The organism is Ancylobacter gelatini (assembly GCF_022601675.1).
Lineage (GTDB): Bacteria > Pseudomonadota > Alphaproteobacteria > Rhizobiales > Xanthobacteraceae > Ancylobacter > Ancylobacter gelatini.
Genome location: NZ_JAKVIL010000016.1, coordinates 1 through 26317, shown reverse-complemented (window position 1 = coordinate 26317; position 26317 = coordinate 1). Strand labels below are relative to the sequence as shown.

22 protein-coding genes, 1 tRNA gene and 2 pseudogenes are annotated in these 26317 nt (G+C 63.7%); 14 read left to right on the top strand and 11 right to left on the bottom strand.

Annotation, left to right across the window (positions count from 1 at the left end; all coding sequences use genetic code 11):
* Positions 1–114: 114 nt before the first annotated feature.
* Positions 115–191: transfer RNA gene (locus MKI84_RS20330), tRNA-Met, on the top strand.
* On the opposite strand, the gene MKI84_RS20325 is transcribed toward MKI84_RS20330, so the two are convergent.
* From MKI84_RS20325 to MKI84_RS20305, 5 genes are all read right to left on the bottom strand, one after another.
* Entirely contained in the window at positions 148–1845 is a 1698-nt protein-coding gene (locus tag MKI84_RS20325) for a recombinase family protein (protein ID WP_241622127.1), read from the bottom strand. The genes MKI84_RS20330 and MKI84_RS20325 overlap by 44 nt on opposite strands.
* 25 nt (positions 1846–1870) lie before the next feature.
* Entirely contained in the window at positions 1871–2296 is a 426-nt protein-coding gene (locus MKI84_RS20320) for a hypothetical protein (protein WP_241622096.1), read from the bottom strand.
* A 10-nt stretch (positions 2297–2306) separates the two neighbouring features.
* Positions 2307–2561, bottom strand: coding sequence for a type II toxin-antitoxin system prevent-host-death family antitoxin (locus MKI84_RS20315; RefSeq protein ID WP_241622095.1), 255 nt, complete (start codon positions 2559–2561; stop codon positions 2307–2309).
* Between the two features lie 596 nt (positions 2562–3157).
* Positions 3158–5419 (bottom strand): hypothetical protein, encoded by a 2262-nt coding sequence (locus MKI84_RS20310; protein ID WP_241622094.1) that lies wholly within the window; start codon positions 5417–5419, stop codon positions 3158–3160.
* A 643-nt stretch (positions 5420–6062) separates the two neighbouring features.
* On the bottom strand, positions 6063–6278 hold the full coding sequence (locus MKI84_RS20305) for a transcriptional regulator (RefSeq protein WP_241622093.1): 216 nt from the start codon (positions 6276–6278) through the stop codon (positions 6063–6065).
* Between the two features lie 157 nt (positions 6279–6435).
* Here MKI84_RS20305 and MKI84_RS20300 point away from each other — a divergent pair, with 157 nt between their 5' ends.
* Positions 6436–7101, top strand: a complete 666-nt coding sequence (locus tag MKI84_RS20300) for a hypothetical protein (protein WP_241622092.1) — start codon at positions 6436–6438, stop codon at positions 7099–7101.
* Here MKI84_RS20300 and MKI84_RS20295 read toward each other — a convergent pair.
* On the bottom strand, positions 7091–7990 hold the full coding sequence (locus MKI84_RS20295; RefSeq protein ID WP_241622091.1) for an HNH endonuclease: 900 nt from the start codon (positions 7988–7990) through the stop codon (positions 7091–7093). The two genes, MKI84_RS20300 and MKI84_RS20295, sit on opposite strands and share 11 nt — an antisense overlap.
* A gap of 178 nt (positions 7991–8168) precedes the next feature.
* On the opposite strand from MKI84_RS20295, the pseudogene MKI84_RS20290 reads away from it, so the two are divergent.
* Positions 8169–9047, top strand: a pseudogene (locus MKI84_RS20290) (tyrosine-type recombinase/integrase).
* A gap of 12 nt (positions 9048–9059) precedes the next feature.
* Positions 9060–10280 carry an IS91 family transposase gene (locus MKI84_RS20285; protein WP_241622090.1) on the top strand — a complete coding sequence of 407 codons (1221 nt, stop codon included), beginning with the start codon at positions 9060–9062 and terminating at the stop codon, positions 10278–10280.
* Between the two features lie 490 nt (positions 10281–10770).
* Here MKI84_RS20285 and MKI84_RS20280 read toward each other — a convergent pair whose 3' ends face one another.
* Complete coding sequence (locus MKI84_RS20280; RefSeq protein ID WP_241622089.1) at positions 10771–12210, bottom strand: NAD-dependent succinate-semialdehyde dehydrogenase; 1440 nt, start codon at positions 12208–12210, stop codon at positions 10771–10773.
* A gap of 138 nt (positions 12211–12348) precedes the next feature.
* Here MKI84_RS20280 and MKI84_RS20275 point away from each other — a divergent pair, with 138 nt between their 5' ends.
* The 10 genes from MKI84_RS20275 (at position 12349) to MKI84_RS20230 (ending at position 22786) form a co-directional block, all read left to right on the top strand.
* Positions 12349–13113 (top strand): IclR family transcriptional regulator, encoded by a 765-nt coding sequence (locus MKI84_RS20275; RefSeq protein WP_241622088.1) that lies wholly within the window; start codon positions 12349–12351, stop codon positions 13111–13113.
* A 19-nt stretch (positions 13114–13132) separates the two neighbouring features.
* Positions 13133–13510, top strand: a complete 378-nt coding sequence (locus tag MKI84_RS20270; protein WP_241622087.1) for a nuclear transport factor 2 family protein — start codon at positions 13133–13135, stop codon at positions 13508–13510.
* 71 nt (positions 13511–13581) lie between these two features.
* The gene (locus tag MKI84_RS20265; RefSeq protein WP_241622086.1) at positions 13582–15177 is read left to right on the top strand and encodes a phytoene desaturase family protein; all 1596 of its coding nucleotides are present in this window, start codon (positions 13582–13584) and stop codon (positions 15175–15177) included.
* Between the two features lie 55 nt (positions 15178–15232).
* Positions 15233–15613, top strand: a complete 381-nt coding sequence (locus MKI84_RS20260; RefSeq protein WP_241622085.1) for a cupin domain-containing protein — start codon at positions 15233–15235, stop codon at positions 15611–15613.
* Between the two features lie 39 nt (positions 15614–15652).
* Entirely contained in the window at positions 15653–16783 is a 1131-nt protein-coding gene (locus MKI84_RS20255; RefSeq protein WP_241622084.1) for an extracellular solute-binding protein, read from the top strand.
* Positions 16784–16917: 134 nt separating this feature from the next.
* On the top strand, positions 16918–17994 hold the full coding sequence (locus MKI84_RS20250) for an ABC transporter ATP-binding protein (RefSeq protein ID WP_241622083.1): 1077 nt from the start codon (positions 16918–16920) through the stop codon (positions 17992–17994).
* Positions 17991–18854: an ABC transporter permease gene (locus MKI84_RS20245; RefSeq protein WP_241622082.1), complete on the top strand. Its 864-nt coding sequence runs from the start codon at positions 17991–17993 to the stop codon at positions 18852–18854. The genes MKI84_RS20250 and MKI84_RS20245 overlap by 4 nt, the downstream gene beginning before the upstream one ends.
* The gene (locus tag MKI84_RS20240) at positions 18851–19678 is read left to right on the top strand and encodes an ABC transporter permease (protein WP_241622081.1); all 828 of its coding nucleotides are present in this window, start codon (positions 18851–18853) and stop codon (positions 19676–19678) included. Before MKI84_RS20245 ends, MKI84_RS20240 begins: the two co-directional genes overlap by 4 nt.
* Before the next feature lie 102 nt (positions 19679–19780).
* Complete coding sequence (locus tag MKI84_RS20235; protein WP_241622080.1) at positions 19781–21484, top strand: amidohydrolase; 1704 nt, start codon at positions 19781–19783, stop codon at positions 21482–21484.
* A gap of 183 nt (positions 21485–21667) precedes the next feature.
* Positions 21668–22786: a PLP-dependent cysteine synthase family protein gene (locus MKI84_RS20230; protein ID WP_241622079.1), complete on the top strand. Its 1119-nt coding sequence runs from the start codon at positions 21668–21670 to the stop codon at positions 22784–22786.
* A gap of 295 nt (positions 22787–23081) precedes the next feature.
* Here the strand turns inward: MKI84_RS20230 and bhcD are convergent, their stop codons facing one another.
* The 4 genes and pseudogenes from bhcD to MKI84_RS20210 all read right to left on the bottom strand — a co-directional run.
* Positions 23082–24044: an iminosuccinate reductase BhcD gene (gene bhcD, locus MKI84_RS20225; RefSeq protein WP_241622078.1), complete on the bottom strand. Its 963-nt coding sequence runs from the start codon at positions 24042–24044 to the stop codon at positions 23082–23084.
* The gene (gene bhcC / locus MKI84_RS20220) at positions 24044–25219 is read right to left on the bottom strand and encodes a 3-hydroxy-D-aspartate aldolase BhcC (RefSeq protein WP_241622077.1); all 1176 of its coding nucleotides are present in this window, start codon (positions 25217–25219) and stop codon (positions 24044–24046) included. The genes bhcD and bhcC overlap by 1 nt, the downstream gene beginning before the upstream one ends.
* Before the next feature lie 25 nt (positions 25220–25244).
* Positions 25245–26192 carry a beta-hydroxyaspartate dehydratase BhcB gene (gene bhcB / locus MKI84_RS20215; RefSeq protein WP_241622076.1) on the bottom strand — a complete coding sequence of 316 codons (948 nt, stop codon included), beginning with the start codon at positions 26190–26192 and terminating at the stop codon, positions 25245–25247.
* Positions 26193–26213: 21 nt separating this feature from the next.
* Positions 26214–26317, bottom strand: a pseudogene (locus tag MKI84_RS20210) (2-hydroxy-3-oxopropionate reductase); the annotation flags it as partial.

The following is a 26317-nucleotide window of genomic DNA, read 5'->3' as shown; positions in this document are numbered from 1 at the left end:
CCGCCGCGCGACGATCAGGTGACAAAAAATAGCGCCGAGCCCTTTCATTTGGCCATGAGGATTGCTAGATACCCGCCGTCGCCGGACGCCAGTGCGCTTCCAGCCGACCTCTGACGCGGGGTGGAGCAGCCCGGTAGCTCGTCAGGCTCATAACCTGAAGGCCGCAGGTTCAAATCCTGCCCCCGCAACCACTGATACCGACAAACCCGCAGCCTCGGCTGCGGGTTTTGTTGTTTTACCGGTCTTTCCGATGGCCTGGCGCTCGGTCCATTCGAGGATGGTGCGCAGTTCGCCGTGCAGCGCCGCGAACATCTCGCCTCGTTCATTGCCGGGCGTGAGCACGATCCGCTCGATCAGCATCCGCAAGGCCTCCGCTGCCTGAGGCCTCTCCTCTGGCCGATTCAGCGCGTGGGTCAGCGTCGCCACCTTGCTCGCATAGATGACCGCGGCCCTCGCCAGCATGTCCGGCACGTCGTTGGGAACATCGACCAGTAGCGCTGAAAGCTCCTTCTTTCGGGCCTCCAACGCGTCCATCTCAGCCTTCATGCTCTCGTGGAACATTCCAGCCTTGATGGCCTCGATGATGCCCCTGATCTGCTTCTCCACCTTGACCAGCTCTGCTTTCCAGGCGTCGCCATTCGAGCGGCGTTCCCGATTGAGCCGGTTCGTCTCTTCGGCATAAGCACGCATCGCCTCTGCCGCGACCTCAGGTGCCATCATCCGGCCTTTGAGACCGGCCAGCACGCGGCGCTCCAACTCCTCGCGTGGGATAGTCCGGCTGTTGGAGCAGCTACCCTTGCTGATGTGGTTTGAGCAGGCGAAGCGGTCGGATCCGCGCATCGAGTATGGGCCACCACAGCAGCCGCAGAATATCAGCCCCGAGAGCAACGATTTCGGCCGGCGTCCCCCGTTCAGTCGATTCTTGGTATGGTGATCACGGATCGCCTCGGTGACATTCACGTACTTCTCGTTGATCTCGCCTTGCCGCTCGCGCACGGCTTGCCACAGCTCGTTGTCGACGATGCGGAGCTCGGGGACGTCCTTGACGATCCACTCCGAGCGCGGATTCATTCGCGAGACGCGCTTCCCGGTTGACGGGTCTTTGACATATCGAAGCCGGTTCCAGAGCAAGCGGCCGACATAAAGCTCATTGTTCACGAGGCCGGTTCCGCGCTTGACGTGACCGCGGATTGTTGTGTCGCTCCACAGTTTGCCGCTCGGGCCGGGTATGCCCTCCTCGTTCAGTCGGCGCGCAATTGTGCGCGGACCTACACCATCCGCGAACTCGCGAAACACACGTCGAACAATATTGGCTTCGACCTCGTCGATCTCACGGTCTCCCCGAACGGGATTGCCGTGTGTGTCGAGCTTCTTCACCACCCTATAGCCGTAGCAGAGCCCACCGCCCGACTTGCCGTCCTCGATGCGACCACGGAGGCCGCGATGCGTCTTGGCGGCAAGGTCCTTGAGGAAAAGCGCGTTCATCGTGCCCTTCAGGCCGACGTGCAATTCGCTGATCTCGCCTTCGGCCAATGTGACGATCGGCACCCCGGCGAATTTGAGGTGCTTGAACAGCGTCGCTATATCGGCCTGGTCGCGGCTGATGCGGTCCAGCGCCTCGGCCATCACCACATCGAATTGTCCCGCCTGCGCGTCCTGCAACAGCATCTGGATGCCAGGTCGCAGGATCATGCTGGAACCGGAAATCCCTGCGTCCTTGTAAGTGGCGACCACGTTCCACGTGTCGCGTCTCGCCTGCTCCCGGCAGAGGCGAAGCTGATCTTCGATTGAGGCTTCCCGCTGATGATCTGAGGAATAGCGGGCATAGAGCGCGACGCGGGTCATCGACCTTCCTTTCGTGTCTCCATGGTCAGCGGCGGACGGCACCACTCTTCTTGGCTCGTGCCAGTTCGAGGAAGCTGGCCCTGATTCTCGTGAACAGCCCTGGCGGGATGAATCCGTAGCTGAACTCACCCGGCTTGCCAGGAACCGGCGACAGCCCGCTATTCGGCCATTCGTCGATATTGTGCTCCGATACGATCACCCAACTCGGCTCGCTGTCGAGGCCGATAGCCTCTTTCACCTTCGCCGGAATCTCGATCCCCACCGTATCGCCGGACGGCGGCGTATGGGTGATCGGCAGCAACACTACATAGCGAGGGCGCGCAAGGGAATCGGTCGCGGCGACGAGGCAGGTCGGGCGATCCTTGCCTTGATCGCGGCCGGCAGCTGCCTCGTGCGTCCAGAGGTAGTCATAGCGGAGGATAAGGCCGGGCTTTGGCTCGGGAAACGCCACGGCGAACGCCTTACTTCAACAGGTCGTTCAGGTGCGCGTGCTCGGCATCCATCTCCGCACGCTCCACCGCGTCGATTACCACATCGATGGCGGCGGCCGTGCGGTGGGTTCGCTGCGCGGCGGCCCGAAGCCAGTCATAATGGTCAGCCGACATCAGCACGAACTCGCGGCGTCCGTGCCGCGTGATCTCCACCGGCTCGCGCTGGGCCTGATGCTGGAACTCGCCGAACTTACGCTGGAATTCGAGGGAGCCGACTCTCGCCATGGCAGGCATCCTTTCATATCGAATGCCAGAATTATACGTATAATTTGTCTATGAGCAAAGCTGGAATTACACCTCTTCATCCGTCGACCGTTTCCTCCGCACCCTCCGCTCCAACGCGGTGTACCGATCAAACTGCTCGCGGGCGATCTGGCGACCGATGATCCGGGCGAGAGTCAGAACCGCCTCTTCAGCACTTTTGGCGCGGGCCAGCGCCGTCTCCTGTCCGGCTATCGGTCCGAATGCCTTGGGGTTGTTCCTGTGCCGCTTGAGAGTCATTGCGTCCGAGAAATCGGTGCCGGAAAGGTCCGGGAATGACCGAAGACCTATCGGAGCGCATGGGAAAGCCCCAAACGACAGTCGTGCGGCGAATAGGACGCCATCGCGTACAAATGGGACGCCTTGTCTGAGATGTTACAAACGCCGTAGCCAGAGCAAGGGCGTCGGATCCACCGTTTCTGTCCCGAATGGGCGGCTTATCATTCCGCGCCGCTCGGCGCTGTCCGCCTCTACATTGCTGCGGGAGCGGGTTGCGCATGAGAGAATACGCCATCGCGCAGAGCGGGCGGCGTGAGATTCGCGCATGGGGCGTTCCACCCTCACGCCGCCTCCCACACCTTGTTGAGAATCTGCGCCGCGAGGGCCGCCTTGTCCTGGGGCAGGAAGCGGCCGTAGTGCTTGGCGACCATCTCTGGGGTGTCCTGGATGGCGTAGCTCGCCTGCTCATAGGAGCCGGTCTTCTTGAGGATGTGCGTCGCAAGCACGTCCCGGACATTGTGCGGGCCGTGCGGGAGCAGGCCCTTGATGGCACCGCGGCCGGTATAGGGGTTGTGGATGCCATAGCGCTGGATCGCCAGGCGCCAGGCCTCGTAGAAGGTGTTCTGGCAGTACGCGGCATCCTTGCTGGTCAGCTTCACCGTCTTGACGAACAGCGTGCCCGGATCGGCAGCATGTTTCAGCAGCACACGCTGGTGCCGGTCGATATAGGCCTCCAGATAGTGATAGAGGCCGCCGAGGTCCGGCAGGATCAGCCGGAACGGCTTGCTGCCGAAGAAGGATGAGTTCGCGTTCTTGAAGGCGACGGAGGGGATAAGAACCTCCCATCCCTGGTCGCGCTCGCTCCAGCGCAACTCGCCACGTTTCATCTCCGTGAGGCGGCGCTCCGAGGTCGGCAGCCGGCCGCGCGGACAGACGAGGAGCTGACGCAGGTTCTTCTGGCGGAGTCCGAGATGCAGGCCGAGCCGCAGCATGAGGAAAGCCCGCACCGCCTCGGCCGCAGCGCGCGGGTAGCGCTTCTCGTCCGGCATCAGCCGCAGGATCTCCTCGGTGATTTTGCGATACTCGGCGACCGGGCTGTCCGCCTCCAGCACCACCATGATCGGCTCGAAGGGATCACGGTGGATGCGGGCCACGCGCTGCACCTCCCGTGCGCGGGCGAGGCCATGGCGATGCATCTGCTCGCAGGCCGCGTCCCAGTCAGCACGGGCGGCGGCAACGTCGCGCTCGGTGATCAGATTAGGAATGGGGCGGATGCGTTCCGCCAACTGCGGGTTCTGCCGCAGCCAGCCTGTCTCGGCGCGGGTGAGCGCGGCAGCGATGCGCAGCATGTCGACTTCCCATGCGGTGTAGAAGCCGCGTCGACGCTCGCGCCATTGGATGTACCAGTCCCACACGATCGGGAAGACCAGCAGACTGAAACTCAGATTCTCCAGCGGCACCCCGAAGCCATGGACCGCGCCGCTGGGTGAAGCTGCCAGCGCACCGAACATCAGACCGAGATGTTCGACCTTCTGGGATGCCGTCTCCTCACCCCAGACACCGTTGCGCTGATAGCCGAAGGCGGTCAATGTCGCCGTCTTGAACCGGACGAGATCGGCCATCTCCTCAGTTAGCTGGGGCGGCGCATCGAGCGCCGCGCTTGCCAAGTCCGGATCCGGCAGCGATCCATCCTCCTCCCGGCAAAACCGATAGAGCCCGCGCGGCCGGGAGGATTGGTCGAGCAGGCCCGGAAAGCGGATCGAGTAGCGCTGCTTCATGGCGGCAGCCTGGAAGCGCCGATAGTCGGTCGTTCCCGTGATCACCACGCGCTGCACCCACTCAAGGATCTCCTCCCGCTCCTTCAACGGGCGTCGATCAAAATCATGCGGTAGATGCCAGGCGAGGCGTCGTCGCTCGGCTCGGCTGACGCCGGCAATGGTCCCTGCCGACGTGCAGCGGTCTCCGTTCGGCAACTTGGATCGGAAGTAGCCCAGCGGCAGACGGTAGCGCCGCTCGATAAGCTCCAGCGCTGCGAGACTTCGGGAGGAGCGCGGCACCTTCACGCCGCGGCGCCACAGATTGAGTGCCGTCGCATCGACCTGGGTCGCGCTCGCCTCAAGGACACGGGCGAGATGCTTCGCGGTGTCGCCATGGCGGCGCATGTGAAGATCGAGCGCATCGGCGAATGAGGGCGGGTCCGTCCAAGGCCGGCCGTCGCTTTCGGGGAACTCGATGATGGGCTTCGCACGCGGACCGCGTCGACGCGGCGTAGCTTCTAGGCGGTCGGCATCACGATGGAGCGCGCCCCGTTTGGAGCCGGACGGTGCCCGGCGCGCCGCGGCACGCTTCACCGTGACGTGGCCGCGGCGCGCCAACTCACGACGTAAGGCATCAAGGCCAGGCGCGAGCACACGGCAGGCGCGCTGCAGATCGGTGTGATCCACATCATAGGCGTGAGCGATCGCGTGCCAGTCATAGTCGCGCTCCGTCAGGGGCGGTGGCACGCGCGCAGCGAGGAGATCGAGCAGCCAGTTCTGGAACAGGTCGGCATCGCGGGGCGAAAGGACAGTCGGTGCACGCTGCTGGCAGAACTTCACCAACATGCGCGCGAAGCTCGTACGGGGCATCGGCGGTCAGTGCAGGCACGTTGTGGAGAGGCGGCTCGCCTCGGTCAGGGGCGGCGTTTCTGCCGAGAAGCCGTTCGTTCGGCTACGCCCCAGAAGTGGCAGCACTCGCGATCCAAAACTAAGGGGCGATGGCCTTCAGCGGGCATCAGACGATGCCAATGTGCGGCTAAGCGTTCAGTCAACAAGATTCCCGAGGAGCGCCCACATTGCAGACGAGCAGCGCAATGTGTCGAGCTCCACCAAATATTCTACGAAATCAACGATCCAACCGCCGCGCAATGTGCGCGCTTTTATCCTGCCCTCAATCTGCCCTGCTTCGCCGGACACAAATGAGAGCACGTCACATCGCTGATATACTATGACAGAGCGGCAGAAAACGCGCCGTGGGCGCTGAGCGCTACCGGCTGTTCGTCAGACCCGCCGGAAATGCGACGCGAGGCAGGTGCAGTGGTCGCCACATGGGCAGCGACGTCGCCATTCACCGCCTTGCCTAGCGCGAAGCGGCTGTCGGCGCCCCGCTCAAGACCGGCGGTCGCGGTGCAGAAAAGCCGCAAAGGACGTGCAGCCGAACCGCCCCCAAGCCGCAGCGATATTGCAGACGAGTTACGGTCACTGAGACCTATGCCAACGCTGACGGCTTGCGGAAGCGCACACCGGCGCCGCCGCCATTCTCAGGGATGAACTCGATGCCAGCGGCTTCGAATGCCGCTCGAATGGCCAAAAGCGTGCTCGCGTGAGCGGCGTAGTCGTTCTCGATCCGTGTCACCGTCGCAGCCGTTATGCCGGCATGGTTGGCGAGATCACGCACGCCCCATCGCAGCGCTGCGCGCGCCATTCGAACCTGTTCTGATGTTAGCAAATTTATACCTTGACATAATTTCTAGGCGATTCAGACTCGTCTTCTTCGCGGGCTTTTCGCGAAGCGGCCAAGCAGAGCGCTTGCAACACTCCACTTGGCCTGACCACAACCCAAGCTGTCTGGAGCTCGGATCATGGCTGATTCTGAGATTAGCACGAGTCTGTCCCGACCATCCCGGAGGGACGTTCTCTCTGCCGCCCTGATGACGATCGGCGGCACCTCCTTCAACAATTCCGCTGCAGCTGCGCCGCAGGATGGCGGCGCAACGGATGCGGCTGTCTTTGCATGGGAGGCGTGGCGCGTCGCGCATCGGCGCACACTAGCTCTGTGTCGGAAGCAGCAGAGTCTGGAGTCCGAACTCGCGCGGACGATCGGCTTTCCGCATGCGGTTCTGGCTGCAGCCGAACTGCCGTCACCGATGCGGATTAGCTCCATGCGGCAGTTCGATAGGCTTGCGGCCGGTTTGCCGTCACTTTGCGCGCGCCGTGACGAAGTGGCTGCCGCGCTGCGCTCGCATCAACTGCGCTGGGACGACGCAGATCGTGCCATCGGTTACACCGCCACTCGGAAGGAAGAGGCGGCGGCTTCCGACGATGAAGAGCGATTGATCGCGGGACTATTTGCAGCTGACGCCTCCTCTCTGCGCGGCCTCTCGGCGAAACTCGATGTGCTGATCGCCGTCGGCGCGGATGGCGCCGAGGGGCGGCATTTCCCATGGCCCGAGCTGCGGCGCATCCGCAGGGATGTTGCGCGCTTGATGCAGCTGCAGCGTCGCGATGCCGGCGGCCTCACTGCTTGAAGCAGTGCTCCCGATGCCAACGCAGGAAGTGCGGATGCGGGCGCTCGAATGCCCGTTGCGGGGCAATGGCGCGTCCGCTGCGATTGATGAAGGCGCGCACGCCATCGGGATCGTTGGCGTGCCGGGAGATCATCACGTCGAGATCGTCCGTCAGACTGATCAGCCCCCGGTCGAACATCCAGTGCGCCGTACCTGACAGAGCCAATCCATTGCTGACGATATCCGGACCGTTCGCCTGAACCGGCTGGATGTGCGCCGCCGCGACTTCGGCCCGCCCGCCGCCATTGATGAGCTTCAGCCCGCTGATAGCGCAGCGCTCGTCATAAGCGCGCAGCACGATGCGGCGGAAGACGTGATCACGCACGATCCGTGACGAAAGATAGCTGACGCGCTCCCGACTCTCCTCGAACACAAAGGGAGCCTGTTCTTCGCTGAATCCGTTCGGGAGCACATCCGTATCCGTGCGCGGAAGCAGCGGCGCGCGGTCATCGAGGCCGCGCGCGACGATGCGGTCGAAATCACTCGGGGAGAGCGGTCGAACCGCGGCCTGGGCACGGCCGGAGATCCGCCCATCCTGGTTCAGAACGCCGCGCTCGATGACGCTACCCTCGTCGCTAAAGCGCACCGGGCTGGCAAAGTCGAGATAGCTTCCTGACTCTATCAGCGCGAGAAACATCCCCGGCGTCGTCGGATCGGGTACAACGCGCTCCACCTTGGCAATGGCAAAATAGCCGCGTGTCTCGACCACCTTCCGGGGCTCGTAGTAGACGATCCAGTCGCCAACGCAGGCCTCGACGCGAGTGAGATACTGCCGGGGGAACTGGTACCGTTCCGCCGGGCTGTCCTCGTAGATCGAATCTGTACGGTGGATGAAAACGCCGAATCCCATGACGCGATCTTACCGCGCTATCCCGCAGGAGCGAGGGCGCTCTGGGCGGGGTTGCGCCAATGGACTAAACCGCTGCCGCGGTAACCGCGCTGCATGACGGGCAGTTGGATATTTTCGATGTGGCGTCCGGCATAGGCGGGCGGACGATCACGGGGTTTCTCAACCTTTGGAGAGCCCCATGGACCATCAGGAGCACCCCGACACACGGCCGACCATCAGCCCGCTGCGGCAGCGGATGATGGAGGACATGACCATCCGCCGGTTCGGCGACCATACCAAGCGCGATTACATCCGCCAGGTCGCAGAGTTCACGGCTTTCCTCGGCCGCTCGCCCGACCAGGCGGAGGCGGAGGACCTGCGGCGCTACCAGCTTCATCTGGCCAGCCTCGGCGCCAGCTATGCTCGCATGAACCTCGCCTGCACGGCATTGCGCTTCTTCTTCCACATCACGCTGGGGCGGGCCGGCTTCGGCGACCGGATGGCCCGCATCCCGACGCCGGAACGCCTGCCCGTGGTACTCAGCACCGAAGAGGTGGCGCTGCTGCTCGCCCATGCGCCGAACCTCAAGTATCGCGCTGCGCTGAGCATCGCCTATGGCTGCGGCCTGCGGGTGTCGGAGGTGACCCACCTCAAGGTCGCCGATATCGACAGCGCGCGGATGCTGATCCGCGTTGAGCACGGCAAGGGGCGCAAGGACCGTTATGTCATGCTCGCGCCCGATCTGCTCGACCTGCTGCGCCGCTGGTGGAGGGAGCGGCGGCCGCAGGGCTGACTGTTCCCGGGCCGCGATCCCGGCCAGCCCATCACCACCCGCCAGCTCGACCGGGCCTGCAGGACGGCAGCCTCCGCCGCCCGGCTCGACAAGCGCGTGTCCATGCACACCCTGCGGCACAGCTTCGCCACCGATCTGCCGGAGCGTAAGACTGATATCCGCGTGATCCAGGTGCTGCTCGGGCATCGCAAGCTCGACACCACGGCCGTCTACACTCGCGTCGCCCTGAAGACCCTGCGCGAGGTGGAGAGCCCGCTCTCTTTGCTGACGCCGCCGCCTTTGTAGGCCGGCCGGTTCATGGCGCGGCCTGCGCTGGAGGTCGCGGATATTCTGAACGCCCATGGCGACGCCTATGAGAGGGCGCACGCCGGGCATCTCAGCCGCGGCCAGCTGAAGGTGATGTGGGCGATCCGCTCCTGCCGCACGGCGGTGCTCGGCGGGCATGTGGCGTGCTGTGCCGACTGCACCCATCTGGAGATCGCCTACAACTCCTGCCGCAACCGGCATTGCCCCAAGTGCCAGGGAGCAACGGCACGGGACTGGCTCGCCGCCCGCCAGGCCGAGTTGCTGCCCGTGCCCTATTATCATCTCGTCTTCACCCTGCCGGCCGCGATCGGTGCCGTCGCCTACCAGACCAAGGCGGTGGTCTACGACCTGCTGTTCAAGGCCTCGGCCGAATCGCTGGCCACCATCGCCGCCGATCCGAAGCATCTTGGCGCGCGCATTGGCATCACCGCCGTGCTCCACAGCTGGGGATCCGCGCTCACCCACCATCCCCATATCCATGCCGTGGTGCCCGGTGGCGGGCTTTCGGCTGACGGCTCCCGCTGGATCGCCGGGCGGGCCCGCTTCTTCCTGCCGGTGCGGGTGCTGTCCCGCCTGTTCCGGCGGCTCTTCCTCGACGGCCTTCGCGCCCTCCACGCCGCTGGCCGGCTCGCCTTCCTCAGTGATCTCGCTTCGCTGGCGGAGACGCCAGCGTTCGAGGCGATGCTGGCACCTCTGCGCCGGGCCGAGTGGGTCGTCTATGCCAAGCGCCCGTTCGCGGGCCCTGCGGCGGTGCTGACCTATCTCTCGCGCTACACCCATCATGTGGCGATCTCAAACAGCCGGCTCCTCTCCATGGATGAGCGCGGCGTCACCTTCCGCTGGAAGGATTATCGCGCCCGGACCAAGGCCACGGGGGATGGCTGGATCAAGGCCATGACGCTCTCGGCGGACGAGTTCATCCGCCGCTTCCTGCTCCACGTCCTGCCCGACGGCTTCCACCGCATCCGCCACTACGGCCTGTTCGCCAGCGCGGTGCGCGCCGCCAACATCGACAGGATCCGTGCGCTCCTCGTAGACCAGCAGGAACGCGCTTCACCGGAGATAGCCCCGCCTGCCGAAACGATACCACCGGAGGCCACGCTGCGCTGCCGGTGCTGCGCCGGCATCATGACCATCATCGAGACCTTCGCCTGGGGCTCGGCGCCGAAGACCTGGCCCACCCGTACTTCCATCAGGATCGACACCTCATGAGCAGCGATCTCGTTCGCCAGCACCAGGGTCTCGCCACAAGCAACGTCGTCTTCGGCATCAGGGCTGTATGCGCCCAGACATCGGCAAGGCCGCGTCCATCATCGTCGCCGCACCGGAAAAATGTCGCTGCTCGGGCGACCTCGCACCAGATTGAGCGGGTCAGTCTCATCGGTCGAGGCTGCATCTGCCGGCGATCCAGCTTCTCTCCGGCCAGCGCTACACTCAAATCCCCATAGCAACGCCAAGATCTCGATCGTCGCGCAGTCGAACCGCGGTTTCCTCCCCTGGAGGCTTTCCGACGCCGGTCCGCCTGCGCGTCGCCACCGTCGTGATCGGGCCGACATCCGAAACCCTTCACAGAAGCGGACATTGAATGACAGCTCGAAAGCGGAAATTGCGCAGCCGATCGTCCCGAACGGCCGGCCCTTCAGTCATCGATATATGACGAGGCGGTTCGGGACGATGGGTTGGAAGAGGGTGGATCGTTAGCTCACTGGCCGTTGGCTGCCGTGAACAGGCGGGTGTCGAGATAGGCTTCGATGGCTTCGGAGCCGCCCTCGGAGCCATAGCCGGAATGCATAATGCCGCCAAAGGGCAGTTCGGGGATGCCGAGACCGAGATGGTTTACGGACATCATCCCCGCCCTGACCGACTTCAGCGCCTCCTGATGTGCGGCGGAGCGCGTGTAGGCGTAGGAGGCGAGTCCGAAACGTAGCCGGTTGGCCTCGGTTATGATCTCGTCGCGCGAGCCGTAGCGGTTGATGATCGCGATGGGCCCGAACGGCTCGTCATTCATGATTGCCGCATCGGTCGGCACCTCGGTCAGCACGGTAGGCTGGAAGAAGTAGCCCTTATTGCCGATCCGCCTTCCTCCCAGAGCGACTTTGGCGCCGCGATCGACGGCATCGGCGATCATCGCTTCCAATGCGAAGATCCGGCGATCATTGGCTAGCGGGCCCATCTCGACGCCCGGCTCGGATCCGTCGCCGACCACGACTTTTCCGGCAGCCTCGACAAAGCCCTCCATGAATTTATCGGCGACACTCTCCGCGACAAGGAAGCGCGTGGGCGAGACACAGACCTGACCGGCGTTCCGCAACTTGTGTGTCACAAGCTGCGGGATGGCGAGGTCGAGATCGGCGTCCTCCATCACGATGGCCGGCGCATGACCTCCCAGTTCCATCGTCGCACGCTTCATATGTGCGCCCGCCAGCGCCGCCAGATGCTTGCCGACCGGCGTCGAGCCGGTGAAGGATATCTTGCGTATCGTCGGATGGGCGATCAGGTACTCGGAAATCTCGGCGGGGTTGCCATAGACAAGCCCAACCACGCCAGCCGGCAGGCCCGCATCGAGGAAGCAGCGGATCAGTTCGGCTGGGGAAGCCGGTGTTTCTTCCGGCGCCTTGACGATGATCGAGCATCCTGAGGCAAGTGCGGCCGAAAGCTTGCGTGAAATCTGGTTAATCGGGAAGTTCCACGGCGTGAACGCCGCAACCGGGCCGACCGGCGTCTTGAGCGCGAGTTGCGTGATCCCGGCACCACGCGCAGGAATGACACGGCCATAAGCGCGCCGCGCTTCCTCGGCGAACCAATCGATCGTGTCAGCGGCGCCGAGAGTCTCGGCCTTGGACTCGGCGAGCGGCTTACCCTGTTCCAGAGTCATGATTGCCGCGATCTGATCCGCGCGCTCGCGCAACAGTTCCGCAGCCCTACGCATCAGCTTCGACCGCTCGAATGCCGAGGTCGCCGACCAGACAGCGAAGCCGCGCTCCGCGGCGGCCAGAGCCCGTTCGAGGTCTCCCCGGCTCGCATGGGCAACCTGGCCGATGACGCCTTCGGTCGCGGGGTTTACGACCCCGATTGTCTTGCTCGTTGCGCCTGCGGACCAGGAGCCGTCAATCAGGAGTTTCGTGTCGGGGTATTCGAACATGGCCGGTGCTGCTCCGTTGATAGGCAGGTCGATCAAAATGTTTCCACTGTGCGGAATCTAATTTTCGTAGAGAGGAAATCGATTGACAAGACATAGGTGGGGCTCTTAGCGTTAAAAATGAAAATAGGTTTTCGCTACATGGAAAATGAAGACAAGTCGGGCAGTGAAGACAAGTCGGGCGTGCGCTCCGTAGCTCGGGCGCTGGCCCTGCTTTCCGCGCTGGATCGGAGAGGGAAAAATCTTTCCGAAATGGCGGCCGCGGCGAATATCAGTGTCAGCACCGCGTCCCGGTTGCTCGGGACGCTGGTGACACATGGCTTCGCGGCTCAGGGAAGCAATAACCGCTATGTCGCAGGGTTGGCCCTGACGACGCTGCTGCACCAGACGGATCGCTGGGCGCCGCTGCGTATGCTGGCGGCGGAGTCGACCAGCGCTCTCTGCTCAGAGTTGGACGAGACATCCGCCTTCTTCGTGCAAATGGGCGATGAGCGCCTTTGCATCGATTCCGCCGAATCCAGCCAGTTGGTGCGGCGTGTCCGCCTTACTGGCGAGAAGGGAAAGATTTACCGCGGTGCGGCGGGAAAGGCGTTGCTGGCGTTCAGTGACGAGGCCGTCGACGACATTCTCGGTGATCTCAAGAGCTTCGAGATTCCCGGCCAGCGGGACCGGACTGTCGAGGAGCTGAAGGCGGAGTTGGCGCTGACCCGGACGCAGGGCTACGGCTTCAGCCACCATGAATCCACCGGCGGCTCATGGTCGGTCGCGGCTCCTGTCTTCATCCGGGGCAAGCTAGTCGGCGCACTCGCCGCCGTCATCCCCGATCACCGTTTCGATCAGGATCGCCTGACCGGTGTGATCGAGGCGACCAAGCGCGTCGCCGCCGAATTTTCCGAAGCCTCCTAGAATGTACGGAAGTAATGACATGGCCCGCATTTCCGAGATCGACCGAACCGATATCACCGACATCCTCCACAAGGTCGCCTACATCCTCGATTCCAAGGAATATGACCGGATGGGCGAGGTTTTTGCCGAGGACATCCAGTTCAGCAATCCGGGGCGGCTCACCGCGAACGGGCTGGAAGAGCTGAAGACGGCGTTCAAGGGGTTCCCGGCCCCGTCGCTCAGCCACCACATCACCAATCTGCTGCTGTCCGGCAGCGAGGACGGCACGGTCAAGGCGCTTTGCAAGGCGCTGTCGCAGCGGGCGGACAAGTCGATGGCCGCCGCCGAGTACACCGACATTCTGAAGAACACCTCTGAGGGCTGGCGTATCGCCTCGCGCACCATCAGGCCGTTGTAATCGATCGAAGTTTCGCGCGTTCCGACAAGGCGGCTGCTCCGGCGGCATTCCCGAGATTGAGACGGACAGAAATGTCGAAATATGACGTGATTATCGTTGGCGCTGGCCATAGCGGGCTGGTCGCGGGTTTTTATCTCGCGCGGGCGGGCCTGAAGGTGCTGATGCTGGAGCGCAGCCATCAGGTCGGCGGCACCTGCGTCACCGAAGAGGTGTTCCCAGGCTATCGCGGCAGCAGCATCGCCAATTCCTGCCATAGCCTCGATCCGCGTATCGCCGGCGACATGGAACTGGAAAAGCACGGTTTGCGGCTGACCCACCCCGACCTCAACTCGCTGACGCTGTTCTCCAACGGTGACGCTTTGGTCATGTGGCCCGAGCGCGAGCGGCGTCGCGCCGAGATGGAGCGGCTGGCCGAGCCCGGCGACATGCAGGGCTTCTCCGACGTCATGCAGTTCTACCAGAACGTGGCGAAGAAGATGGGCGTGTCATTCTACGACCCCGCACCCTCGCTCGAGGAAGTTGCTGCGCGCTTTGTGGAGCCCGCCGACAAGGAAGCCTTCAACCTCGTCATGTTCGGCAGCGTCGGCGACGTGCTGGACCGCCATCTGAAGTCGCCATGGCTGAAGTCCTTTATCGCCGGCACCGCGATGGCGACCAATTTCGTCGGCCCTCGTACGCCGGGCAGCGGTTACATCCTGCTGCAGCGTCCGTTGCAGGAAGAGTCGATGCGCCGTAGCGGCGTGGTCTTCGAGAGCAACGAGCTCATGATGAAGAACGCCTCGCCGATCGGCGGCGTGGGCGCCGTCACGCAGGCCATGGCCCGGGCGAATGAGAGCCTCGGCGTCGAAATCCGTCTTGAATCCCCGGTCCGTGAGTTGCTTTGCGACAACGGCAAGGTGAAGGGCGTGGTGCTCGAAAGCGGCGAGGAAATCGAAGCCGCCCGGGTGCTGGCGAACGTCAATCCCAAGACGGTATTGACCAAGCTGGTGCCGCCAAACCAACTGCCGCGCGAGGTCGAGGATCGCGCCAGAAAGCTGGCCATGCACGGCTCCTCGTCCAAGGTGCACCTCGCCCTCAAAGGGACGCCGCGCTTCAACCGTGCCGAGAGCGACGAGGAAAACACCCAGTTCCTCGGCACCAATTTCCGCGTGGTTCCCAGCATCGACGTGCTTCAGGAGAGCTACAACGAAGCCACCATGGGCCGCTGGTCGCCACACGTGACGATCTCGGGCGTGGTCTCCTCGGCGGCCGATCCTGACATGACCCCGCCCGGCTGCCACTTCATGAGCCTGAGTGTTCGTGGCACGCCCTATCATCTGTCCAATGGCAGCTGGGACGACCAGCGCGAGGCGCTCGGCAACGCCGTTGTCGAGACGCTCAGCCGCAACATCGGCAACATCAAGGACATCATCGAGGGGATCAGCGTCTACACGCCGGTCGATCTCGAGCGGAACTACGGCATGGCCGAGGGCAATGGTGCCCATGGCGACATTGTGCCGGGCAAGATCTTCGACGCTCGGCCGATGCCGGGTTGCTCAAACTACACCACCCCGATCGAGGGGCTTTTCATGTGCGGCGTCGGCAATTGGCCCGGTAACTTCATGAGCGGTCTGACCGGCTACAACGCCAGTCGGAAGATGCTCGGCGACTTCCGCCCGACGCACTAGTTCGGCTGTCCGCAGGGCCTAACCCTCCAGGGCGAAAATTGCAAAGGAATCAAACATGTATCATGGGAAAGCCATTCGGAACGGTGAGCCGTCCGGTCTTCGCTCGGCGACCAATACCGGCGATGTCTGGTCCGACATCCTGCTCAATGCCGGCAATGCGCGGGCAATCAACATCATGTTCCCGCCGGGCGCGCGCACCCACTGGCACACCCATGAGGGCGGGCAGTTCATCTACACGGTTTCCGGCGAGGGCTGGATCCAGGAACGCGGCGGCGAGCGCGTCATCCTCAATCCCGGCGATGTCGTCTGGACCGAACCGGGCGTCGAGCACTGGCATGGCGCCAGCGAGACCGGCCTGGTCACCCAGATCGCCCTACATTTCGGCAACGTCGACTGGCAGAGCGCCGTGACCGACGAGGAGTACGTCACCGAGTAACACCGTGCGCAAGCACCAGCAGGGGAACGGAATACTTCAATGAACGACAAAAAACCTTCTTCCTATATTTCGAAGACGAGGCTGCACCTGTGCGGGCTTTCGGCGGCGCTGGTGCTCAGCGCAACCCATGGCGTGCTGGCCCAGGATGCGGGCGATGTCCGTCGCTTTGCCGGCCAGAGCATCTCGTTTGCGGGATACTCTAGTGCGTTCAATGACAAGTGGGCTGCCAGCTTCGGGAAGTACTTCACCGACCGCACCGGCATCACCATCAACTGGATTCCGTCCAGCCCGTCCAAGAACATCACCAGCATTCGCGCCTCCGGCGGCAATCCGGATATCGACGTGATGCTGATGGATTCCGCGAACCTTGCGCGTGGCATTCAGGAGGGGGTCGTCGGCACGGTCGATCCGGCCAAGATCCCCAACATGAAGAAGGTGCCGGAAAGCCTGCAGATCAAGGCGGGCATTCCCAGTATGGCCTACCGTTACGGCAACTGCTACCGGACCGACAAGTTCGCGGAGCTGAAGCTGGATACGCCCCACGACATCAAGGTCTGGTCGAATCCGGCGCTGGCGGGACGCGTGATGTTCCCCTCGACCACGGCGGCCCAGTGGCTGATCAACGCCCCGGCCATCGCGCTGTCGGCGGGCGGCAGCTACAGCGACGTGTCCGGCAGCATCGAGAAGCTGTCGTCGCAGGTGAAGGCCTATGGCTTTTTCAACTCATCCGGCGACATGGATGCGGCGATGTCGGCGGGCGACGTGTGGCTGACGGTCGGCAATAATCAGGGCCGCTGCCTCGCGCTGAAGAAGCAGGGCATCCCGGTGGCCTATGCTCACTGGACCATCAACGCCGACGGCAAGGAATATTCCGACCTGATCAACCCGGACAATCTCGTTCTTGTGGCCAACTCGCCCAAGAAGGAGCTGGTCGAGCTGATGATGAACGAGTTCCTGTCGGACGAAGCTGGCAAGGCGTCGGTTCCGCTGTTCATGTTTATCGCCGGCACGCCGCCGACCGCCGCCGCGATCGACGCCGTGATGGCCGCCGATGCCTCGGCTTCCGAGTGGATCATCAAAGACCCCTCAAAGCTGTTCCTGCCCGACTACCCGGCCTTCCTCGCCAACCTGCGCGAGTGGACCACGCAGTGGGCGAACATCCTTCGCTGATGATCCGCTGAGCGGCAACGGGCAACCTGACATTGCTGTCCGTTGCCGGCTCCGACCCTGAAGACCCGTAAACGCACGCCACCCGAACGTTTTGGCGACCCTGAGCAACAAGCGCATCCGACGAGGGCGTGGCAATGAGCAGACTTGAGATCGATTCCCTGAAGATCGCCTATGGCGGCTGGGTTGCGATCGACGACCTCAACCTTACGATCGAGAAGGGGGAGCTGGTGTCGCTGCTTGGCCCGTCCGGGTCCGGCAAGACCTCTCTTCTACGCGCCATTGGCGGCTATCTGAAGCCGGCCGGTGGATCGCTGCGGATCGACGGCAAGGACATCACCTCCATTCCTCCGCAGTTCCGGGACATCGGCATGGTGTTCCAAAATTTCGTGCTGTTTCCCCATCTGACCACGGTCGAGAACGTCGAGTTTGGGCTGCGCACGCGAGGCGTCGCCAAGGCGGAACGCCGTAAGCGTGCCATCGAAGCGCTCGCCATGGTGCAGATGGACACCTATCTCGAACGCTACCCGTTCGAGCTCAGCGGCGGCCAGCAGCAGCGCGTGGCGCTGGCACGTGCCATCGTCATCCGCCCGACCATGCTGCTGCTCGACGAGCCGATGGGCGCGCTCGACACTAAGCTGCGCGAACGCGCGCAGGAAGAGATCCGCGCACTTCAGCAGGAATTGCAGCTCACCACGGTTCTGGTGACTCATGACCAACGTGAGGCCATGGCGATGTCCGACCGGATCATCGTCATGCGCGGCGGCGCGATCGTGGATGCCGGCGATCCCTGGCGGCTCTACCACTCGCCGAAGACCGCCTTCACCGCCGAGTTCCTTGGCACGACCAACCTGCTGCCGGTTGAGGTGCTGATGCGCGACGGCAACCGGGCGCGGGTGCGCATGACCAATACCGGCCACGAGTTCGAGGCAGAGGGCAATCTCGCCGGCGCGAGTGCTGGCTTTGTGTCGCTGCGCCCGGAAGACATCACCTGCACCTCGCGATCCGAGCCGGGTGCACTGCCGGCCAAGGTGATGAAGCGCATGTTCTACGGCGTGAACACCCATCTGCGGCTGGAAGCCCAGGGTCTGGGTTCCCTGCTCGCGGTCCAGCACCGCCATGCCGTATTCGAGGAAGGTGCAGACGTTTTCGTCAGCTTCCAGCCGCAGGATGCACGCCTGCTGCCGGCGGATCTGCCGGGGGGCAAGCAATGAGTTCCTCCTCGTCCTCGCTTTACCGGCTCGGGATACTCCCGCTCGCTTTGTTCTTTGTCGTGTTCTTCGCCTACCCGGTGCTGCATTTCCTCTGGGGCAGTCTTACCGCCAATGCGGGTGGTGCTTCCTCGCTGTCGCTTCGCAACTTCAGCGACGCCTTGCAGTCGGCCTCTGTTCTGCGGTCGCTGTCGACCACGCTGCTCTTGAGCATTCTGACCGGCGTCGTCTCGCTCGTCCTTGGCTATATGCTCGCCTTTCAGGTCGTGCGCCGGCGCCCCATCATCGGCAAGATCATCTTTGTCGCGGCCATCGCCTCGCTGTTCACCAGCACTATCGCCCGCGCTCTTGGCTGGCGCGTTCTGCTGGGGTTCGAAGGACCGATCAACAAAGTGCTGATCGGCTTGGGGATCGTCTCGGAGCCGTTGCAGCTCATCAATAATTTCACCGCGGTCGCAATCGGGATGATCCACATCCAGGTTCCGGTGGTGATGGTTGGGCTCATTCCGGTAATCGAGGCTCTGCCGCGTGACTTCGAGCGGGCCGCCATCGGGCTCGGTGCCTCGCGCTGGAAGACATTCCTGACCGTTCACCTGCCGATGACATGGATGAACGCGGTTCCTGTCGGCCTTATCGCGATCATGGCCACCGCCGCGTATTTCACCACGCCGGTACTGCTCGGCGGCGGGCGGGTCAACGTCATCGCCATCCAGATCCAGCAGGCCTCTCAGGTGCTGTTTGACTTCGGCTACGCCGCGACGCTGTCGGTCATGCTGGTGGCGATGATCAGCGCCGTCGCGATCGGCATCCTTCTGCTGACCCACTGGCGCCGCAACATCCGAGCGAGGGGTTCGTCATCATGAAGAACATGATCTCACGCGTCGTGGACACGTTGCTCTGCGGTGCAATGCATGCGCTGACCGTGCTGGCCGTCGCTTTTCTGGTGCTGCCGCTCTTCGTGGTGGTGATCGTCTCGTTCAACTCGACAACGGTAATCTTTCCGCCGCGGGACTGGTCGCTTGCCTCCTACATGCAGATCCCGCCGGTCGCCGTCGATACCTTCCTGCGAAGCCTGGTGCTTGGCCTCTGCTGCGCGACCCTGTCGGCGTTGCTCTGCGTGCCGGCGGCAATCGCGATGGTGAAGAGCAATCTGCGCGGCAAGGCGCTCATCGAGGCGGCGCTGCGCAGCCCGCTGCAGTTCCCCGCGATCATTCTCGGCGTCGCGATCCTTCAGTACTTCTATTTCTGGCAGGGCATGCTTGCACTTCCGCTGGTCGGCACTTTCTACGGATTGCTGATCGCCCACACGATCTACACCTTTCCTTTCGTGCTGGTTCCGACGATCGCGCGGCTCTCCGCACTGAGCGGCCAGTATGACGAGGCAGCGGCAGGTCTTGGCGCGGGATCGCTGACCACGCTGATCCGGGTGATCATCCCGCTGATGCGGCCGGGCATCGTCGCCGGGATGTTCATGAGCTTCATCATGTCCTTCGAGGATGTCGCGGTAACGATGTTCCTCGCCGGCTCCAAGATGACGACCTTCCCGGTCTATCTGTTCGGCAGCGCCGAGGTCTCCAACACGCCCGGCCTTTATGCCGTGGCCAGTCTCGGCTCGCTCACGGCTCTCTGCCTCGTGCTGCTGGTGGAGCGTTTCATCGGCATCAGGACCGTTCTCAGCAAAGGCTGACACGACTTAAGCGCGGACAATCGGGCGCCCGCGCACATCCATCCAAATCAGGCCACTGCACCGGAGCCTCTCCGGCAGATCTGGTCCAAGGAGAACTGACTCATGAGCAACCCAGATATCGCCAAGCTGACCACCGCAGAGGCGAAGGGCGTGTCGGCCGGCAAGATCCTTGTCACCAACGCGACGATCCTGACCATGGACGATGCCGAGACCACGGCGAGCTCGCTGCTGATCGATCAGGGTAGGGTCGTCGCGGTGAACCCGACCGGCGAGCAGGCGGAGGGTGCCGCTATCGTCGACATGGGTGGCAAGACAATCGTTCCCGGCCTGATCGACGCCCACACTCATATGGAAATGATCGCCTATGGCTGGAGTATCGCCGTCAACGTCAAGCCGCCACTGGTGAAGTCGATTGACGACATGGTCGAGCGCCTCGCCGAGAAGGCGGCAACCCTGGCCCCGGGCCAGTGGGTTCTCGGCCAGGGCATGCACTATCAGAACCAGCACATTGCCGAGGGGCGCTATCCCAATCGCTGGGATCTCGACCGTGTCAGCACCGAGCATCCGGTGGTGGTCCGTTTCAGCTTCCACATCAACGTCTTCAACTCCAAGGCCCTCGAAGTTCTGGGCGTCGACAAGAACACCCCCGACTCCGATGGCGGCTATCTGGAGCGTGACGCCGACGGTGAGCCGAACGGTGTTTCCAACGACATGTGGCACGCGCTGAACGCGCCGGACTGGCCCTATGAGGAAGTCGGCCCGGCCCTCGCAAACGCTCAGGCGAGTTTCCTTGAGAACGGCGTCACCGCGATCACCGAGTTCACGCTGTTCCGTGGCGGCGTCGATGCCTATCTGGAAATGGAGCGGCGTAAGGATCTGAAGGTTCGCGTCGCACTCTATCCCAAGGTGCCGTCGGTTTGTCCGCTGGAGGATGCCCTGTCGGGGAAGATCGCCGCGCGCTTCGCCGACGCAGACCCGAGCCGGCTGAAGCTCGGCGGAATGAAGATGTTCATTGATGGCGGCCTGACTTCCCGCGCGGCGGCAATGTACGAGCCCTATTGGGACAGCGACCTAAAGGGCGACCTGTCCTTCGAGCCGGAAGTTTTCTCTGAGATCGTCGGCAAGCTGCATGGTGCGGGCTATCAGATTTGCGTCCACGCCATCGGTGATCTGGCGCAGGACGTGGTGCTTGACGCATTTGCCGCTCTGCCCGAGCGCAAGGCCACGAACGGTGCAACCCACCGGATCGAACACGCTGGCAATTGCCTCTGGACCGATGAACGCGCCCAGCGCTTTGCGGATCTGGGTGTGCTGCCGGTACCGCAGCCGCCATTCATCTTCACCACGGCCGCCGGCTATCGCAAGAATCTTGGCCCGGTACGCGGCGCCGACGTCTTCCCGATGCGCCGCATGGTGATGGACCAGAAGTTTGCCGTCCCCGGCAACTCCGACGCGATCGGCATTCACCCCAAGCAGCATGTTCCGATGTTCGGAATCTGGGCGATGGTGACGCGCGAGATGAACAATGGCGAGACGCTGGCCGACGGCGAGAACCTCGACGTCATGACCTCGCTGCGGATGTACACGCGCTTTGCCGCACGCTCGATCGGCCGTGAGCATGAGATGGGCTCGCTCGAGCCGGGCAAGTTCGCCGATTTCGTCGTGTTTGACGATAATCCACTGACTGTTAGCTCCGACAAGCTGCGCGACATGATGCCGAACCAGACCTGGATCGGTGGCGAGCAGGTGTTCGCGCGTGACGCCGCCAAGACCGGCCAGACGAAGGAAGTCCACATTCCCGCGTAACGTCATCTGGCCCTGCCGCGTCGCGCGACGCGGCAGCCGAGAGCCATGGCCTGGTCGAGCTGATTGGGCCTGGCGGTGCGCCATCTGCCGCGCGCCCGTAAAGCGCCGCATGGCATCGGCAAACATCGGCGATGCCATGCACCTCTACCAAGCACCATCTGGTCTACAGTCTGAGAGCCTGAAATGACGCACTTTGTGCAGGTCTCGCCCCACCCGGCATGTCATTCCAACGCGCAGCCGCGCGACTGGCTGTGCACGGCCATCCAGCGCATCGAGGCGGACATCAACCGCTCCGCCGATACGCATCTCATCCACGTGCCGCTGCCCGCGCTACCCGGGATCACGTTGTATCTGAAGGACGAGTCGAGCCACCCGACCGGCAGCCTCAAGCACCGGCTGGCGCGTTCGCTGTTTCTCTATGCGCTGTGCAATGGCTGGATCGGGCCGCAAACCCTGATCGTCGAAGCGTCCAGCGGATCGACCGCGGTGTCGGAGGCCTATTTCGCCCGCCTGATCGGCCTTGATTTCGTAGCGGTGATGCCGCGCACGACCTCGCCGGAAAAGATCGCGGCCATCGAGTTTCAGGGCGGGCGCTGCCATCTCGTCGACAATCCCAAGACGGTCTATGGTGAGGCCGCCGAACTCGCCCGTAAGTCAGGTGGCTTCTATATCGACCAGTTCACCTTCGCCGAGCGCGCGACCGACTGGCGCGGCAACAACAACATCGCGGAATCGATCTTTGCCCAGATGTCGCACGAGCCCGATCCGGTGCCGAGCTGGGTCGTGACCGGCGCTGGCACCGGCGGCACTTCGGCGACAATCGGCCGCTATATCCGCTATCAGCGCCACAACACCCGGCTCTGCGTCGCCGACCCGACGGAATCGGTGTTCCACCGCCACTATAAGGATCGCTCGATACTGGAGGTCGACCACTGCCGATCCGTGATCGAGGGCATTGGCCGCCCGCGTGTCGAACCTTCATTCATTCCCGATGTAGTCGACCGGATGATGACGGTCCCCGACACGTTCTCAGTAGCTACCATGCGAGTGATCAGCGGCATGCTCGGCCGCCGCTGCGGCGGCTCGACGGGAACCAACGTCTATGCGGCGCTCAAGCTCGCCGAGGAGATGGCGGCTTCCGGCGAAACCGGGTCGATCGTCTCCATCCTGTGTGACTCGGGCGAGCGTTACGCTTCCACGCTCTACAATGACGCCTGGCTTGCAGCCCGCGGTATCGAGATCACGTCGCCTATGGTGCAATTGGAGAGCTTCCTGAGCGGCAAAGGCGGCCTTTGTCCGTAGATTTACTCCGCGTTATGTCGGTTTCGCGAGAAGGTTGTTTCAGTCTCCTCCCTAATGACTGACGTTGAACGATGGACGAGCGCTTGAGTACCAGCCCATCGCGGAGTTGATGCTCCAGAGCCAGACATGGCAGGCGTCTCCTTTGGGTCATATGCCGCGAACTCGGGGGCGACGCTCCCAAGTTGGAACGTACGGCGATCGGCCCAGGCCTGGCGATCGTATCTCCATACCTACTGCTGCCCACGGACCTGCATGGCCTGAGGCCTTTGCTCTGGCTGGATCAGCGCAACGCCCCTCAGATCGCGACTTCCTGCGCGATGCCCTTCTGCTGGGCGAGCTCGACGACGGCGGCGGCGACGGCAAGGTCCTGAAGACCGACGCCGGTGCCGTCGAAGATCGTGACCTCAGCATCGCCGCGGCCCGGATCGTCGCCATTCACCACCGCGCCGAGCTGGACGATGGCGCTCTCCGCGACCAGCCCTTGCTGTACGGCATGCTGGAACTCGCCGATGGTGACCGACTGCGCGATCTCGTCGGCGAACAGCTTCGCGCGCGCCACAAGAGCGGGGTCCAGTTCCTGCTTGCCCTTGGTGTCGGTGCCCATCGCCGCGATATGGGTCGGCCCCTTCACATGAGCGTCCAGCAGCAGGGGCGCGAAGGCTGAGGTGATCGAGATGATCACGTCGGCTTCGCTGCCCAGCCGATCGAGTTCCACCGCCTCGAACGGCAGGCCGATCTCCGCGGCGGTGTCCTTCAGCCGGCCCAGCATCTCGGGATGCGGGTTCCAGCCGATCACCTTCTCGAACGGGTGCACCTTCGCCACCGCGCGCAGCTGGAACGCCGACTGGTGCCCGGCGCCGATCATGCCCAGCACCTTCGCGCCCTTCGGTGCGAGATATTTGATCGACACCGAGCTTGCCGCCGCCGTGCGTAGCGCGGTGAGCAGATTGCCGCCCACCGCCGCGCTGACGCGGCCGGTCTCGGGATCGAACAGGAACACCGTCGACTGATGGTTGATCAGCCCGCGCTCCAGATTATGCGGCCAGTAGCCGCCGGCCTTGAGCCCGAGCGTCAGCCCGGCGGCGTCGAAACCGCCCTTGAAGCCGTAGAGCGCGTCCTGGTGGCCGATCGCCTCGCGCACCACGGGGAAGTTATAGGCCTTGCGGCTCGCCATCGCGGCGAACACCGCCTCGATGGCGGTGAACGCGGCTTCCGGCGTCATCAGGCCGGCGATATCCTTTTCGGCGACGACGTACATCAATAGCCCTTTCCGCGCGCCGAGACCGGCCACACCGCCTCGACCTTGCCGCCGCGCACGCCGACATACCAGTCATGGACGTTGCAGGTCGGGTCGCAATGGCCCGGCACCAGCCGCAGCTTTTCATTGACGTTGAGCACGTGGTCCTTGTCCTCGATCACGCCGTGCTCATCCGAGCACTTGATGTATTTCACATCGTCGCGGCCATAAACGAAGGGCAGGCCGGTATCCACCGACTGCGCCTTGAGGCCGGCGTCGCACACCGCGAGGTGCGGCTTGGCGTGGCTCATCACCGAGGTGAGGATGAACAGCGCGTTCTCCCACTCGCCCCTGTCGATGCGCTTGCCGTCCTTGTCTTGGATGCGACCGTAATCGGCGTCCATGAAGGCATAAGAGCCGCACTGCAGCTCGTTATAGACGTGCGAGTTGGACTCGAAATAATAGGAGCCGGTGCCGCCGCCCGAGACGAATTCCGGCTTGAGCCCCGCCGCTTCGAGCGCCGCGACCGCGTCCTTCACCTGCGTGATGGCCGCGTCGAGCTTTTCCTTGCGCGCCTCGTAGCTGTCCATGTGCTGCATCGCGCCCTGATAGGCCTGGATGCCCTTGAAGGTGAGGTTCGGCGCCGCCGCGGCGGCCTTGGCGATCTCGACCACCGCCTCCTTGGTGGTGACGCCGCAGCGCCCGGCGCCGCAATCGATCTCGACGAAGATGCCGAGTTCGGTTCCGTGCTTCACCGCCGCCGCCGACAGGTCGGCGATGTTCGCCACATCGTCGACGCACACCGTGACGGTCGAGCCGAATTTCGGCAGCCGGGCGAGCCGGTCGATCTTGGCCGCCTCGCGCACCTCGTTGGTGACGAGGATGTCCTTGATGCCGCCGCGCGCGAAGGCTTCCGCCTCCGCCACCTTCTGGCAGCAGACGCCGACCGAGCCGCCGAGCTTTTCCTGCAGCTTCTGCACGTCGACCGATTTGTGCATCTTGCCGTGGCTGCGGTGGCGCATGCCGTGCGCCTTGGCATAGTCGCCCATTTTCTTGATGTTGCGCTCCAGCGCGTCGAGGTCGAGGATCAGGCAGGGCGTCTGGATCTCCGCCTCGTTCATGCCCGGGACGGCGGGAATATCGTAGCCGACTTCATAGGCCGAGAAGTCGGGAGTGATGTCCGTCTTGGCGTTCATGGCAGCGTTCCTCGGTTCCAAGGCTTCAGTTCCACGGCAGCTTGTCGAGATCGACATTGCCGCCGGTGATGATGACGCCGACCCGCTGGCCGGCGAAGATGTCCGGATTCTTGATGATGGTGGCCAGCGGCACGGCGCTGGAGGGCTCCATCACGATCTTCATCCGCTTCCAGATCAGCTTCATCGCCTCGACGATCTCGTCTTCCGTCGCGGTGAGGATATCGGTGACGTGGTTTTGCACGAAGTGCCAGGTCAGCTCCTTCAGCGGCACCTTCAAGCCATCCGCCACCGTGTCCGGCGCGTCGTCGGCGATGATGTGGCCGGCGCGGAAGCTGCGCGCGGCATCGTCCGCGTTCAAGGGCTCGGCGGCGTAGATCTTGATGGAGGGCGCGAGGTTGGAGAGCGTCAGGCAGGTGCCCGACACCATGCCGCCACCGCCGATCGGCGCGATCACCGCGTCCAGCCCCTCGACCTGCTCGATCAGCTCGGCCGAGCAGGTGGCCTGCCCGGCGATCACGCGCGGGTCGTTATAGGGGTGGACGAATTCCGCGCCGGTTTGTGCCACCACCTCGGCGAACACCGCTTCGCGCGAGGAGGTCGAGGGCTCGGATTCCACCACGCGCCCGCCATAGCCGCGCACCGCGTCCTTCTTGGCCTGCGGCGCCGTGTGCGGCATCACCACGGTGCAGGGAATGCCCCGGCGTCCGGCGGCATAGCTCAGGCAGGTGCCGTGATTGCCGCTGGAATGGGTGGCGACGCCCTTGGCCGCCTGCTCGTCGGTAAGGCCGAACACCGCGTTCGACGCCCCGCGCGCCTTGAAGGCGCCGGCCTTCTGCAGGTTCTCGCATTTGAAGAACAGCTCGGCGCCGGTCAGCTCGTTCAGCATGCGCGACGTCAGGACCGGCGTGCGATGAACATAGGGCTCGATGCGGGCACGCGCCGCGATCATGTCCTCAAGGGTCGGGATGTACATGACTCTGCTCTCTCAACTCTCTCACGCGTCGGGGGCGACGGTGTGGTCGGCCATGATCTCCAGCGCCTTCACCAGCGCCGAGTGATCCCAGGCCGAGCCGCCATTGGCCGCGCAGGTCGAGAACA